Genomic DNA, 13,441 nt, shown 5'->3' on the forward strand with positions numbered 1-13,441 from the left:
TTGATGAGTGGTCAGCAGCCAGACCGCAGCGGAGCCCCTCAGGTGTTCCAGCCGCTCGCCGAGGACGACCCCACCACCATCGCCGGCTACCGGCTGGCCGCGAAGCTCGGCGCGGGCGGCATGGGCAAGGTGTACCTGTCGTACACGCCCGGCGGGCGGCCCGTCGCCATCAAGGTGATCCGGCCCGAGTTCGGCGAGGACCCCGCGTTCCGGCGTCGGTTCGCCCAGGAGGTGCAGTCGGCGCAGCGCGTGCAGGGGCTGTTCACCGCGCCGGTCATCGACGCCGACACAGCCGGCCCGCGGCCGTGGCTGGCGACCGCTTACGTTCCCGGCCCGTCGCTCGCCGACGCCGTCGTCGCGCACGGGGCGCTGCCCGCCGAGACGGTCCTGCTGCTCGTCGCCGGCATGGCCGAGGCGTTGCACGTCATCCATGGCGCGGGCATCGTCCACCGTGACCTGAAGCCGTCCAACGTCCTGCTCGCGGCCGACGGGCCCCGGGTCATCGACTTCGGCATCGCCCATGCCGCCGACGCGACCTCGCTCACCGGCAGCGGCGTCATCATCGGCACGCCTTCCTTCATGGCCCCCGAGCAGGCGACGGGGAGCCGGGTCACCCCCGCCACCGACATCTTCGCGCTCGGCCAGGTCGCGGCCTACGCGGCGACGGGAACGCCGGCCTTCGGCGAGGGGACCTCGCACGGTGTGCTCTACCGCATCGTCCAGGAGGAGCCCGACCTCACCAGGGTGCCCGAACGGCTGATGGAGCTGGTCACGCGGGCTCTCGCCAAGGATCCCGCGGAGCGGCCGTCGATCGCCGAGATCATCGCCCTGTGCCAGGCGGCGAACGCGGAGACGGTGCTGCGGCGGCCGGAGGACTGGCTGCCGGGCGCGGTGGCGGCCGACATCACGGTCCGCGCGGCGGCTCCCGCGCCGGTCCAGACCCCGCCGCCCCCGGCGGCCGCCCCGTCCGCGCCCCCTTCCCCGGCCTACTCCCCCACCGCGCCCTACTCCCCCACGGCGCCGAACCACGGCCCGTCCCGGGCCCCTCAGCCTCACCCGCAGTACCGCACACCGCCACCGGCGCACGCCCAGGCCCATGCCCACGCACCGACGCAGTTCTCCGGACAGGCACCGCCGTACCCGGGAGCACCCGTGCCGTCGTCGGCGCCGCGTCCCTCGGCGGGCGCGGGCGGGCGAGGTGTCCTCATCGCCCTCGCCGCCGCGCTGGTCTTCGGTGTCGCCGGCGGCGGCACGGCGTATCTCCTGCTCAAGGACAAGGAGCAGCCGACGCGAGGGGGCGGCTCCGCGCAGGGCGACCAGAAGGGCGACGGAGGCACGCAGGCCGGCGCGACGCCGACACCGAAGGCCACCAAGTCCGAGCCGAAGCCAGTCGTCTACAAGGGTGTCAACCTCACCGCCGGTTACCACCTGACGCTCGGGGACGACGAGGTCCGGCCGCAGGCGGGCGAGGACGGCTGGTACGAGCTCTCCTACGACACCGGGGGGTATCTCGACGCGGAGAGCCAGGACGGGAATCTGGTGCTGCTCGATCCCGGCCAGGAGGGTTCCCTCGCCGCCTGCCGCGCGGACACCCGGTTCACCAAGGAGGTCTACGTGAACAAGCTCTCGAAGGGCCGACAGGTCTGCGTCACCACGGGAACGGGGCACATGGGGCTCGTCACGGTCCGGGGCTTCTCGACCGAGGACTCCCCCAGTACGTACCTGACGCTCGATCTGACCGTCTGGCGCAACGCCGCGGGCACCTCCTCCTGAACGGGGCGCCTTATGGACGGGGCGCCGAATGACCGGTTTCCGACACCCGCGTGGGCACAATCTTCTGGCACATGCATAGCACTGCCTTAGGTATCGGTATAAAAGCCGCATGGAAAGCGTCGAACGGTACGAGCTGACTTTTCCCGTGTCGGGTGACTCGATCATCGTCTCCCGCACGGAGCGCAAGGGTGCCGGAGGGCATCCCGTCTACGCCGACGAGACCGGCATCGTGCAGGCCGAGATCAATGAGCAGGGCCAGGTGCGCATGGTGGCCAGCGGCGGCCACCAGAGTCATGACGTACCCGTGCGGGCCGTCCCCGTCCCGTGAGCCGTCTTCCGTGATCCGTCTTCCGTGATCCGTCTTCCGTGAACGAGGAGGGACCCGACGGGCCATCAGGTCATCCGTCCCGGACTCTTGACTCCGGTTGCGGCAGTGGGGATTCTCGACGCACCTTTTCGCGCGCCCTTCCCCACCGAAGACGTGAGTGATGTCCATGACGCGACCCACGCACCGCAGGCGCAGGCCCCTGGCAGTACTGTCGTTGCTCCTCGCGACGCTGGCCGTGCTGCTCGGCCCCGCACCCGGCTCAGCCGCCGACGACACCTCCTGGTGGAACCCCGTCGCCCGGCCCGCACCCGACTCCGAGGTCAATGTCACGGGCGAGCCCTTCAAGGGCACGAACGCCCGGGGCGAGGTGCGCGGATTCGTCGACGCGCACAACCACATCATGTCCAACGAAGCCTTCGGCGGCCGTCTGATCTGCGGCAAACCCTTCTCCGAACGGGGCGTCGCCGACGCGCTCCAGGACTGCCCCGAGCACTACCCCGACGGCTCGCTCGCCGTCTTCGACTTCATCACCAAGGGCGGCGACGGCCGCCACGACCCCGCCGGCTGGCCGACGTTCAAGGACTGGCCCGCGCACGACTCCCTGACCCACCAGCAGAACTACTACGCCTGGATCGAGCGCGCCTGGCGCGGCGGCCAGCGGGTGCTCGTCAACGACCTGGTCACCAACGGAGTCATCTGCTCCGTCTACTTCTTCAAGGACCGGGGCTGCGACGAGATGACGTCGATCCGCCTCCAGGCCAGGAAGACGTACGAGATGCAGGAGTACGTCGACCGGATGTACGGCGGACCGGGCAAGGGCTGGTTCCGGATCGTCACCGACTCGGCACAGGCCCGCGAGGTGGTCGAGCAGGGCAAGCTGGCGGTCGTCCTCGGCGTCGAGACCTCCGAGCCCTTCGGCTGCAAGCAGATCCTGGACGTGGCGCAGTGCGACCGGGAGGACATCGACCGTGGTCTGGACGAACTCCACCGGCTCGGCGTCCGCAGCATGTTCCTCTGCCACAAGTTCGACAACGCGCTGTGCGGCGTCCGCTTCGACGAGGGGGCGCTGGGCACGGCCATCAACGTGGGCCAGTTCCTCTCGACCGGGACCTTCTGGAAGACGGAGAAGTGCACCGGCCCGCAGCAGGACAACCCGATCGGACTCGCGGCGGCGCCCACGGCGGAGCGGGAACTGCCGGCGGGGGTGAGCGTCCCGGCGTACGCGGCGGACGCGCGCTGCAACACCCGAGGGCTCACCGAACTCGGCGAGTACGCCGTGCGCGGCATGATGCAACGCAAGATGATGCTCGAGATCGACCACATGAGCGTCAAGGCGGCGGGGCGGGCGCTGGACATCCTGGAGTCCGAGTCCTACCCGGGTGTGCTCTCCTCGCACAGCTGGATGGACCTGGACTGGACCGAGCGGGTCTACGGACTCGGCGGGTTCATCGCCCAGTACATGCACGGCGCCGAGGGGTTCGCCGCCGAGGCGAAACGGACGGACGCCCTGCGCGAGAAGTACGGGGTCGGATACGGCTACGGAACCGACATGAACGGCGTCGGCGGCTGGCCGGGACCGCGTGGCGCGGACACTGCGAACCCCGTCCGCTACCCCTTCCGCAGCACCGACGGCGGCTCTGTCCTCGACCGGCAGACCACCGGCCTGCGCACCTGGGACCTCAACACCGACGGCGCCTCGCACTACGGCCTGGTCCCGGACTGGATCGAGGACGTCCGGCTGGTCGGCGGCCAGGACGTGGTGGACGACCTCTTCCGGGGTGCCGAGTCGTACCTCGACACCTGGGGCGCCTCCGAGGGGCACCGGGCGGCGGTGAACCTGGCCGCGAACGCGCCGGCTTCGGCGTCCACCTCGGAGTGGTGGACCCCGTTCGTCTCCTACGCGCCGGGCCGCGCGGTGGACGGCGACCGGGGCACGCGCTGGGCGAGCGAATGGAGCGACAGCCAGTGGCTCCGGATCGACCTCGGCGCGCCGCGGCTGGTCGAGCGGATCACGCTCGACTGGGAACGCGCGTACGCGAAGGCGTACCGCGTCGAGCTGTCGGACGACGGGACCACGTGGCGAACCGCCTGGTCGACCGCGAGCGGCGACGGAGGCTTGGACACCGCTCGGTTCCCTGGAACCACCGCCCGCCACGTACGGATCCAGGGCGTGCAGCGCGGCACGGGGTGGGGGTACTCGCTCGTCGAGGTCGGCGTCTTCGGCAGCTGACGGCTTCTCGACCCGCTCCTTCACCGGGAGATGTCGGGAGCAGGAGAGGAACGACCGTATGACCCGCATGCCGCTCGCCGATCGGCGTCGGCAGCTGACCGAGGCGGCGATCCGCGCGATGACCCGGGACGGCGTCCCCCGGACGACGACCCGGTCCATCGCCGCCGAGGCGGGTGTCTCCCTGAGCGTCTTCCACTACTGCTTCGACTCGAAGCAGGCCCTCCTGGAGTCGGTGATCACGACGATCACCGACCACTACGTGGGGGTGGTGAAGGAGGCGCTGCGGCCACGCGGCACGCTCAGGGAGACCGTCCGGGCCGGCTTCGGGGCGTACTGGGAGCATGTGCGCGCCCACCCCGGTGAGCACATGCTCACGTACGAGCTGACCCAGTACGCCCTTCGCACCCCGGGGTTCGAGCCGCTCGCCCGTCGCCAGCACGAACGGTACGCCGAGATCTACCAGGAGCTGATCGAGCAGCTCGGCGCCACGATGGAGCTCGGCCTGAAGGTCCCCGTCCCGGTCCTCGCCCGCTACCTGGCCTCGGTGACGGACGGCCTGACCCTGAACTTCCTCGTGCTGGGCCACGACCCGGCCGTCTCGGCGACGATCCTCGACCTGATCACGGACCAGGTCGCCGCGCCGGCCCACGACGGGAAGCCTCCGGCGTGAGCAGCCAGTGGCCGTCGGTGCTCCAGCCGAGGAACCGGCGCGCCCTCCCGCCCTCGGCACTCCCGTCGGGGCCGAAGCGGCCGCCGTCCGCGACGAGGCGGAGGCCGGCGAGGGCCGGGGCGAGCCGCGCGGCGACGTGCGCGGGATGGCGGGCCCCCTCCTCGGCCAGCCGTTCCGGCGCGCTCGCGAGCTCCGACGGATCACACAGGGACAGGTGGAACAACATCTGCCGCCAGGCGTAGGCCGCGTCCTTCACCGTGGTCATGGGGCGCCGGTGGTTCTCCAGGCGGGCCGTCAGCCGGCAGACGGCCGCGAAGCAGCGCAGGGCGAGGCCGTACCAGCCGCCGGGGCCGGAGGTGATGCCGACGCGATGGACGAGGGTGGCGAGGTTGTGCGTGGTGAGGATCTGCGCCTGCTCGATCACCTTGCCGTTGCCCGCCACCGACCAGGAGCCCGGGTCTTCGGCGCGCCGTGCGCACAGTGCGGCGAACCCGGGTGACGTGCGGGCGCCTGCGCTGCGGGGGTCGGACGAGCGGAACAGGTTCCGGCCGGCCTCCACGACCGCCAGGTCGCGGACGGCGGCGTAGTCGATGCCGTAGTACCGCTCGTACAGCGTGCCGCGCAGCAGCTCGGCCGCGACGCGCGCCGAGGTGAGGAACTTCGGGCTGAACGTGCCCATGAAGATGTCCGCGGCCAGCTCCTCCACCAGGGGGCGCCGAGGTCGGCCTGGCGGACGAGGACGGCGAGTTCACGCACGAGGGGGTTGGGCAGGATCGTCCCCGGGAAGCTCCGTACCGCGATCTCGCCGAGCTCGCGCAGCGCGTCGAGTGCCGCCCGGTCGCCGTCGGGGTCGGAGCGGAAGGCCGTCACGGCCCGGACCCAGGGGAGCTCCTCCGCGCGGACCTGCCGTTCCAGGTTGAGCAGGAGCAGCGAGCGGCGGTTGCCGAACGCGCGGTGGTGCGCGGCCATGAGGGTGCGCAGGGGCCCGTCGGGGTAGGACCGGGCCGTCGTCGCGGCGACCAGTTGCGGCACCAGCTCGGCCAGCACCTCGGCGGACGGTACGACCCCGCGTTCTACGAGGGTGGCGAGCGGCGCGCTGAGCGTCCCCTCGACGACCCGGCGGACCGACGCGGGGAGGACCGCGCCGACGGGGAGCGCGGTCTCCCGGCTCTCCCCGGCGCTCACCTCGGCGGTCGGCGGCCCGACGTCGACTGCACCGGACTCCTGCGGGAGTGCGGCGAGCCGTCGGGCCGCCAGCCCCGCGAGCGCGTGGTGGGAGGGCAGCGCCGCCTGCGCGGACTGCCGGCGACGGAGGTCGGCATGGCGCGGGGAGCCGGGCAGTCCACGGCGTCGGACCATGGCCTCGACGGCCGTGCGCAGCAGTCCGAGACGGCGCGGATCCAGCGGGCGGCGGGCGACGCTCTCCTCGAGGGCGGCGATCAGGATGCCGAGGTTCTCCTTCGGGTCGCGGTGCTTGCGGCAGCGGATGTGCTCGGCGGCAAGCGTGCGGCGGCGCGTCAGGAGGGCGGCCCCCCGTGCGTACCAGTCCTCGTCGGGCGCCACGTCGAGGACGCGTCCGGTGCCCGTCGTCTCCAGCCAGTGGCGGAGCACGTCGTCGGCGAACGGGTTCCAGACCGCGAGCGCCTCGCGCTGCGTCTCCACGGCCTCGTTCGGGCGCCTGCGTTCCAGGGTCCGGCGGGCGTCGGCGACCGTGCGGCGGTGGACGTGCCCGGGAGCGGCGGCGGGGATCCGGGACGGGCGGGGCAGGAACCGCACCGTGCCGGCGTGGGGTTCGAGCGTCTCGGCCAGGTCGACCGCGCCTGCCACCTCGCCGGTCCGCACCAGCCAGGCCACCGTCAGCAGCGCGGCCTCCTCGGGCAGCGTCACTTCGTAGTGGCCGCTGTCGAGGAGGTCCGACAGCCAGGCGAGACCGGGCTCGGTCAGGCAGTGGGCGAACAGCGCCGCCCGCTCGGCGGGCACGCCGAACCGGCGCGCCGCCTCCGTCTCGTACGGCTGGAGGGGTCCGGCGGCGCTCGCGGCGCCGGTGGCGAATCCGCCCCGTACGACCTCGGGGGTCACCCAGGCGGGCAGGCCTTCGACGGGCGTGCGCGATCCGATGCGCAAGCGGCCCTCCGCCATCCCCGCCAGCACGGCGCGCCAGCGTCGCCCCCGCTCGACGGCGCGGTCACGCGTCGCGGCGTCGTCGTGGGTGAGCGCGGTCCTGAAGGCCTTCGCCCATTCGGTCCGCGCGTACGACGGTGCCGCGGTCACCGCGGCGGCCGGGGTCGGAATGCTCTGATGCTGCTGCTCAGCGTCGTCGTCCATAGCCGACGTGGCGGGCTCCGCCCCCGCGCCCTCCGGGTCCCGAGCCCGGCGCTCTCCTTCTGAGCTACACGTCGATGATCACGACCCTACGGACCGCGTCACCGCCCGCTCAACCCGTTTTTCGGGGCCGCCGGTCACCGGTCCGACGGGTGGGGTGTGTCACCCTGACGACCCCACCGGGCTTCGTCGGGGCGTCGTTCGGGCCGGTCGGGGGCAGGCTGGGCTGACGACGGTACGCAGCGGGGTAGCCGTGGCGGCGGGGCGGCCGCGCAGACGGTGGCGGTGAAGGCGGAGGGCGTGAGGCAGGGATGACGGTGAACGGTACGAGAGACGCGGCGGGGGTGGCGCGGTGGTCGGCCCGGATCGCCCTGCTGGCGGCCGCGGCGGCGGTCGCCGTTCTGCTTCTCGGCCTCGGGGGCGGCGGGCTCCTGGTGCTCCTCAGCGGGCTTGCCGGCCTGGTCGTCACGGCCGTCGGCGCCTGGTGGGTGCTCGCGCACCGGGGGCCGCTGCGGCTGTGCGGATCGATGCTCATGGGCGCGGCGCCCGCCGGCGTCCTCGTCCTCTTCGTGCGCAGTGGGCTGTGGTCGACGGCGCTGATGGCGCTCGCCCTGTGGAGCGTGTCCCTGGCCTGCGCCCGGGCCGCTGTGCGCAAGCCGCTTCCCCCGGCCGGGGGACGAGGGCGGGCGGTGGCACCTCCCCGGCAGCCGGTCCTCCTGATGAACCCGGCCTCGGGCGGCGGCAAGGTCGAACGCTTCGGTCTGGCCGCGCGGGCGGAGAAGCTGGGCGCCCGGGTGATCCTGCTCGACCCGTCGGCTCGGGCCGACGTGGCGGCGATCGCCCGCGAGGCGGTGGCCGAGGGGGCGGACCTGCTGGGGGTCGCGGGCGGCGACGGTACGCAGGCGCTGGTGGCCGGGGTCGCCGTCGAGCACGACGTGCCGTTCCTGGTGATCTCCGCGGGCACCCGCAACCACTTCGCGATGGACCTGGGTCTGGACCGCACGGACCCCTCTCGTTGCCTGGACGCCCTGACCGACGGCGAGGAACTCCGGGTCGACCTGGGCACCGTCGCGGGCCGGGCCTTCGTCAACACGGTGTCGTTCGGGGTGTACGCGCAGGTCGTGCAGCACCCCGAGTACCGCGATGCCAAGGCCGGAACGGCGCTCGAGGTCATGCCCGATCTCCTGCTCGGGGGCGCCGGCGACCGTCTCGACGCCGTCGTGGACGGCACACCGCTCCCGGCCCAGCAGGCCCTGCTCGTGAGCAACAACCCGTACGCGACGGCGGATCCCCTGGGCGCGGGCCGCCGGCCCCGGCTCGACGGGGGCCGGCTGGGCGTGATCGGAGTCCGGGTGGACGGCGCCGCGGGGGCGGCCGAACTCGCCGTGCGGGGCTCCCTGTCGGACGGCCTGAACGTGCTGACCGCCCATCGGGTCGAGGTCACCGCCACCACCCCGACCGTGGCGGTCGCGGTGGACGGCGAAGCGCTGACGCTGACCGTGCCCGTCACCTGCGCCGTCCGCCCGGGCGCCCTGCGGGTCCTTGTCCCCCGTGACAGGCCGGGGGTTCCGCCGGTCGCTCCGCCGCTCGACTGGCGGCGCGTCCTGACACTCGCACTCGGCCGGCCGGTGACCGACGGAGATGACCGACATGACGGAGATGATCGATGACGGGAGACGAGCGCATGCACCCGATCCACCGGATCAGCCCTGAGGAGAAGAACATGACCGAGGAGGACACGACGTCCCGGGCGCTGGGCCACGAGCCGCGCTGTCGGCCACGACACGAACCGCGCCGTGATCTCGCCGCCGTGCTCGGGGACCTGCGCGCCGTCGACGGGGCCGTGTACGCCGCGGTGGCCGCCACGCCCACCCCGACGCTCGACGCGGGACTGCGCCGACTGTCCGCCGCGGCGGACAAGTCCAAGATCTCCTTCGGCATCGCCGCCCTGATGGCCGTGGGCGGTGGCCGCGCCCGACGGGCGGCGTTCCTGGGCGTCGGAGCGGTCGCCGCGGCCTCGGCCTCGGCCAACCTGCTCGGCAAGCGCCTGGTGCGCAGGGCCCGCCCGGACCGGGAGGCGGCGCGGGTGAGCGCCGACCGCCACGTGCCCATGCCGACGTCCGCCTCCTTTCCGTCCGGGCACACCGCCTCCGCCGTCGCGTTCGCCACCGCCGTGGGGGTCGTGGTCCCGCCGGCGGCGATCCCCCTGGGGGCGCTGGCCTGCGCGGTGGGCTACTCCCGTGTCCACACGGGCGTCCACTACCCCGGCGACGTCGCCGCGGGCGCGGTTCTCGGGGTCGCGAGCGCCGCGGCCGTCCTCGCCCTCGACGCGCTGCCGTTCACCACGCGGATGCGCCTGCTGAAGCGGCTGGGATCAGCGGTCTCGTCCCTCACCTGACGTGGGGCCGGCAGCGCGGAACCGGGCCCGGCGTACCGTCGCCCGCGGGGTCCTGCTCCCGGTCGCGCCTCAGGTCCGCGCGGGCACGGCGCCGAACGTGACCTCCGCGGCCGGCGTGGTGACCTCCGCGTCGTCGCCCAGCGCCCATGCGGCGACGCGCGAGACCGTGTGGGCGGGGACCCGGTCGCTGATGCCGGGGGCTGCCGGGATGTCCTGCGTGGCGTGGGCGTCGTGCGGCAGCACGACGCGGTAGCCGAGCTCCAGGGCCGTACGCGCCGTCGCCTGGACGCACATCTCGGACATCACGCCGCAGACGGCGAGCGACGTCACCCCGGCTTCGGTCAGCAGGCCGGCCAACGGGGTGCCGTCGAAGCCGTCGTCCCTGGTCTTGCGGATGACGACCTCCGTGGGGCCGCTCTCGACGCGGTGGCGCAGCTCCCAGCCCGGCGTGTGCGGCTCGTCGTCCGATCCGGGCGGTCCGTCGTTCTGGAGGTGGACGACGATCGCTCCGCTGCGTCGCGCCCGTGCGATCAGGTCGGTCGTCCGCTCCAGGAGCCGGGCCGCCGCGGGGACGGCCCCGTCGCCGGTGACGAAGGCCGACTGGACGTCCACAACGAGGAGCGCGTCTACGGGAGATGGGGAGGATGCGGGATGGCTCATCCCGCCATCCTGTCCGGCTGCCGTGTCTCCCGCCGCCGAATTTCCGCCGTCCTCGTGCCGGTCGTGCGGGTTCCGGGTGATCCCCCGCACACACCGCCCGGTACGTACACGTCGGCGTGCTAGCGTCCGCCACCGTGACCTCCGCCCCCAGCCGCCCCGCCGCCCTCACGGACACCGCGTCCGGACTCTGTCCGTACGGTGAGGCGACGCGCGGTGCGGCCGGAGCGAGCGATGTGGCAGGTAGGGGCGGAGCGAGCGGGCTCCAGGATCCGTTCGGGCTGCTCGACCTCTTCGGCGAGGGTTTCGTCCGCGACCCGTACCCCTGGCTGGACAGCCTGCGGGCCGAGGCGCCGGTCCACCGGGATCCCGCCACCGGGCTGTGGCTGATCAGCCGTTACGAGGACATCCGCCGGGTGCTGCTCGACCCGACGGCCTTCCGTCCGGACAACGCCCAGCACGCGATCACCCCACTGGGTGTTCCGGCTCTCCGGGTGCTCGCCCGGGCGGGTTTCCGGGTGCGCCCCGCGCTGGCGAACAACGCGAGCGCGAGCCATGCCGGCCTGCGCCGTGTCGTCACCCGGTTCTTCAACGCGGAGCGGGTCGCGGCCGCCGTGCCGGTGATCGAGCGCGTCGCCGACGAACTGCTCGACACCGTGTGTACGGAGATCGACACGACCGACGGAAGCGACCTCTTCGGGGCCTTCGCGCACACCCTGCCCTGCCGGGTGATGATGGAGCTGCTCGGCATCCACGGTCTCGACACCACGACCCTGGTCCGCTGGAGCGACGCGTCGCTGGAGCTCTTCTGGGGACGCCCCTCCCCCGAGCGTCAGCTCGAACTGGCTGCGCTGGTCGGTGAGTTCCACCAGTGGCTCACCTCGCTCGTGAGCGACCGTACGGCCCCGGCGGACAGCTTCGTGGGAGCCCTGGTCCGGCACCGTCTGCCCGACGGGGAGTTGCTCGACCTGGAGACCGCCGTCGGCGCCTGCTTCTTCGTGTTCATCGCCGGGCAGTCCACGACCGGGCAGCTGATCGCCACCGTCCTGCGCAGCGCGCTCGCCGAGCCCGGCCTGTGGCCGCGCCCGGGCCACGAGGAGGGCCTCGCGAAGGCGTGGGTCGAGGAGGTGCTGCGCCGCGAACCGCCCGTGACGACGTGGCGTCGCGTCACCGCGCACGCGGTGGAGGTGGGCGGGACGCCGCTGCCGGCCGGCGCCGAACTGCTGCTGATGCTCATGGGCAGCGGTTCGGATCCCGAGGTCTTCGAGAACCCCGAGGAGATGCGCCCCCACCGCGCGAACTCCCGCCACCACCTGGCCTTCGGCGTGGGCCGCCACCGATGCCCGGGTGCTTCTCTCGCCCGTACCGAAGCGGCGGTGGCGCTCCGCGCGGCCGCCCGCCGACTGCCCGGCGTCCGGCTGACGGCCGAGGCGGCCCACTCACCCGTCCTCGACCTGCTGTCCTTCCGCGCACCCCTGCGCGTCCCGGTCGCATCCTCGCCCACGGCCTCGCCGGCCCTCTGACAGCGCCCCTCCGCGCCTCGTCGCCCTGCTTCGCGCCATCGCAGCACATTCACGTATATGGGAACCCTCCACGGACATAGACAGCATCTCCTTTTGTTAGGAGCGTTGACTAAAGGGGGGTCGCGCTTCTACGTTCAGCGAGCTGAATCTCGTATCTCATACGTGAGAGGTGCCCCATGCCGCTCGTGCGTCATGTCCTGCATGTCACCGTGGCCGCCGGTCTGTTGGCGGCCTTGAGCGTGCCCGCCTCCGCCGACGGCCGGGAGGGCGGCCGGGGCGTCGAGCGTGAGACCCTGCCGGCCCGGGACGGCTGGGCCGCCGCGGGCGGAGGGACCACGGGCGGGGCGGCCGCCGACGACGCCCATGTCTTCACCGTGCACGACCGGGAGGGGCTCGTGCGCGCTCTCGACGGCGGCAGCGACACTCCGAAGATCATCCGCGTCGTCGGGACGATCGACGCCAACACCGACGACCGCGGCCGTCGCCTCGACTGCGAGGACTACGCCGTCGACGGCTACGACCTGAGGAGGTACCTGGCCGCCTACGACCCCCGCACCTGGGGCGGCGCCAAGCCCGCGGGGCCGCAGGAGGAGGCGCGCCAGGCGTCCGCCCGGCGCCAGGCGGAACGCGTCGAGCTGTCCGTGGGGTCACACACCACCCTTGTCGGCATCGGCTCGGGCGCCGTCCTGAAGGGCGCGAGCCTGAAGGTGGAGAACGCCGACAACGTCATCATCCGCAACCTCGAGTTCCGCGACGCCTACGACTGCTTCCCCGTCTGGCAGCCGAACACCGGCGGCCTCGGCGACTGGAAGAGCGCCTACGACAACCTGTGGCTGCGCGGGGCGACCCACGTGTGGATCGATCACATCACCGCCTCCGACGCCGGGCGTCCGGACGCCGAGGAGCCGACGTACTTCGGCCGGAATTATCTGCGCCACGACGGGCTGCTCGACATCACCAACGGCTCGGACCTGATCACCGTGGAGTGGAGCCGGTTCGCCGATCACGACAAGGCGATGCTCATCGGCAACAGCGACACGGCGACCGGCGACCGCGGGAAGCTGCGGGTCACCCTGCACCACAACGAGTTCAGCTCGGTCGTGCAGCGCGCCCCCCGCGTGCGCTTCGGGCAGGTGCACGTCTACAACAACCGCTACGTGGTGCCGCCGGACGCGCACGACCACCGCTATTTCCTGGGCATCTCGACCGAGTCCCGCGTCCGCGCCGAGAACAACGCGTTCACCACGCCGGGCCACATCGAGGCCGCCGACGTGGTCAAGAGCTGGAACGGCAGCGCCCTGCACGCCACCGGGACCCTCTTCAACGGGTTCCCGGTCGACCTGGTCGCCCTCAACAACAGCTACAACTCCGGCAGCGAACGCGACCTGACGCCCGACGTCGGCTGGACGCCGACGCTCCACGGCCCGATCGACACCGCCGAGCAGGCCGACCGTGCCGTGGCGCGCGGTGCGGGCGCCGGAAGGCTGACGGCCCACGCGGACCGCACCACGACCCCGTCCACCGACTGACCGTCCATCAG

At 72.9% G+C, this 13,441-nt stretch carries 9 protein-coding genes, 1 tRNA gene and 1 pseudogene; 8 read left to right on the top strand and 3 right to left on the bottom strand.

What is annotated here, in order from left to right; translation table 11 throughout:
- Window positions 1-3: 3 nt before the first annotated feature.
- The 4 genes from IE136_RS16705 to IE136_RS16720 all read left to right on the top strand — a co-directional run bounded on the left by IE136_RS16705 (window position 4) and on the right by IE136_RS16720 (window position 5,001).
- Window positions 4-1,773 (top strand): serine/threonine-protein kinase, encoded by a 1,770-nt coding sequence (locus tag IE136_RS16705; RefSeq protein WP_189600734.1) that lies wholly within the window; start codon window positions 4-6, stop codon window positions 1,771-1,773.
- 109 nt (window positions 1,774-1,882) lie between these two features.
- Window positions 1,883-2,101 carry a DUF6296 family protein gene (locus IE136_RS16710; RefSeq protein ID WP_158993128.1) on the top strand — a complete coding sequence of 73 codons (219 nt, stop codon included), beginning with the start codon at window positions 1,883-1,885 and terminating at the stop codon, window positions 2,099-2,101.
- 166 nt (window positions 2,102-2,267) lie between these two features.
- Window positions 2,268-4,331: a galactose-binding domain-containing protein gene (locus IE136_RS16715; protein ID WP_189600735.1), complete on the top strand. Its 2,064-nt coding sequence runs from the start codon at window positions 2,268-2,270 to the stop codon at window positions 4,329-4,331.
- A gap of 58 nt (window positions 4,332-4,389) precedes the next feature.
- Entirely contained in the window at window positions 4,390-5,001 is a 612-nt protein-coding gene (locus IE136_RS16720) for a TetR/AcrR family transcriptional regulator (RefSeq protein ID WP_158993124.1), read from the top strand.
- Here the strand turns inward: IE136_RS16720 and IE136_RS16725 are convergent.
- Both IE136_RS16725 and IE136_RS16730 read right to left on the bottom strand, forming a co-directional pair.
- Window positions 4,952-7,326, bottom strand: a pseudogene (locus tag IE136_RS16725) (hypothetical protein). The gene IE136_RS16720 and the pseudogene IE136_RS16725 sit on opposite strands and share 50 nt — an antisense overlap.
- Before the next feature lie 2 nt (window positions 7,327-7,328).
- Window positions 7,329-7,400, bottom strand: a tRNA-Pro gene (locus tag IE136_RS16730).
- Between the two features lie 234 nt (window positions 7,401-7,634).
- Here IE136_RS16730 and IE136_RS16735 point away from each other — a divergent pair.
- Entirely contained in the window at window positions 7,635-8,993 is a 1,359-nt protein-coding gene (locus IE136_RS16735) for a diacylglycerol/lipid kinase family protein (RefSeq protein ID WP_189600736.1), read from the top strand.
- Window positions 8,990-9,721 (top strand): phosphatase PAP2 family protein, encoded by a 732-nt coding sequence (locus IE136_RS16740; protein ID WP_308432422.1) that lies wholly within the window; start codon window positions 8,990-8,992, stop codon window positions 9,719-9,721. Before IE136_RS16735 ends, IE136_RS16740 begins: the two co-directional genes overlap by 4 nt.
- 69 nt (window positions 9,722-9,790) lie before the next feature.
- Here IE136_RS16740 and IE136_RS16745 read toward each other — a convergent pair whose 3' ends face one another.
- Entirely contained in the window at window positions 9,791-10,381 is a 591-nt protein-coding gene (locus IE136_RS16745) for an isochorismatase family protein (protein ID WP_158993120.1), read from the bottom strand.
- Window positions 10,382-10,515: 134 nt separating this feature from the next.
- Between IE136_RS16745 and IE136_RS16750 the strand changes: the two genes are divergently transcribed.
- Together IE136_RS16750 and IE136_RS16755 are read left to right on the top strand one after the other, a co-directional pair.
- Window positions 10,516-11,901, top strand: coding sequence for a cytochrome P450 (locus IE136_RS16750; RefSeq protein WP_229818897.1), 1,386 nt, complete (start codon window positions 10,516-10,518; stop codon window positions 11,899-11,901).
- A gap of 176 nt (window positions 11,902-12,077) precedes the next feature.
- Window positions 12,078-13,430, top strand: coding sequence for a pectate lyase family protein (locus IE136_RS16755; RefSeq protein ID WP_189600737.1), 1,353 nt, complete (start codon window positions 12,078-12,080; stop codon window positions 13,428-13,430).
- Window positions 13,431-13,441 lie beyond the last annotated feature (11 nt).

The sequence above is a fragment of the Streptomyces lateritius genome, assembly GCF_014649715.1.
GTDB classification, from domain to species: Bacteria; Actinomycetota; Actinomycetes; order Streptomycetales; family Streptomycetaceae; genus Streptomyces; species Streptomyces lateritius.

Bases quoted from the DNA above. Each gene is read 5' to 3' on its own strand.
- IE136_RS16715 (WP_189600735.1), top strand. From the start codon at position 2,268: ATGACGCGACCCACGCACCGCAGGCGCAGGCCCCTGGCAGTACTGTCG.
- IE136_RS16755 (WP_189600737.1), top strand. From the start codon at position 12,078: ATGCCGCTCGTGCGTCATGTCCTGCATGTCACCGTGGCCGCCGGTCTG.
- IE136_RS16720 (WP_158993124.1), top strand. From the start codon at position 4,390: ATGACCCGCATGCCGCTCGCCGATCGGCGTCGGCAGCTGACCGAGGCG.
- IE136_RS16740 (WP_308432422.1), top strand. From the start codon at position 8,990: ATGACGGGAGACGAGCGCATGCACCCGATCCACCGGATCAGCCCTGAG.
- IE136_RS16705 (WP_189600734.1), top strand. From the start codon at position 4: ATGAGTGGTCAGCAGCCAGACCGCAGCGGAGCCCCTCAGGTGTTCCAG.
- IE136_RS16735 (WP_189600736.1), top strand. From the start codon at position 7,635: ATGACGGTGAACGGTACGAGAGACGCGGCGGGGGTGGCGCGGTGGTCG.
- IE136_RS16745 (WP_158993120.1), bottom strand. From the start codon at position 10,381: ATGAGCCATCCCGCATCCTCCCCATCTCCCGTAGACGCGCTCCTCGTT.
- IE136_RS16710 (WP_158993128.1), top strand. From the start codon at position 1,883: ATGGAAAGCGTCGAACGGTACGAGCTGACTTTTCCCGTGTCGGGTGAC.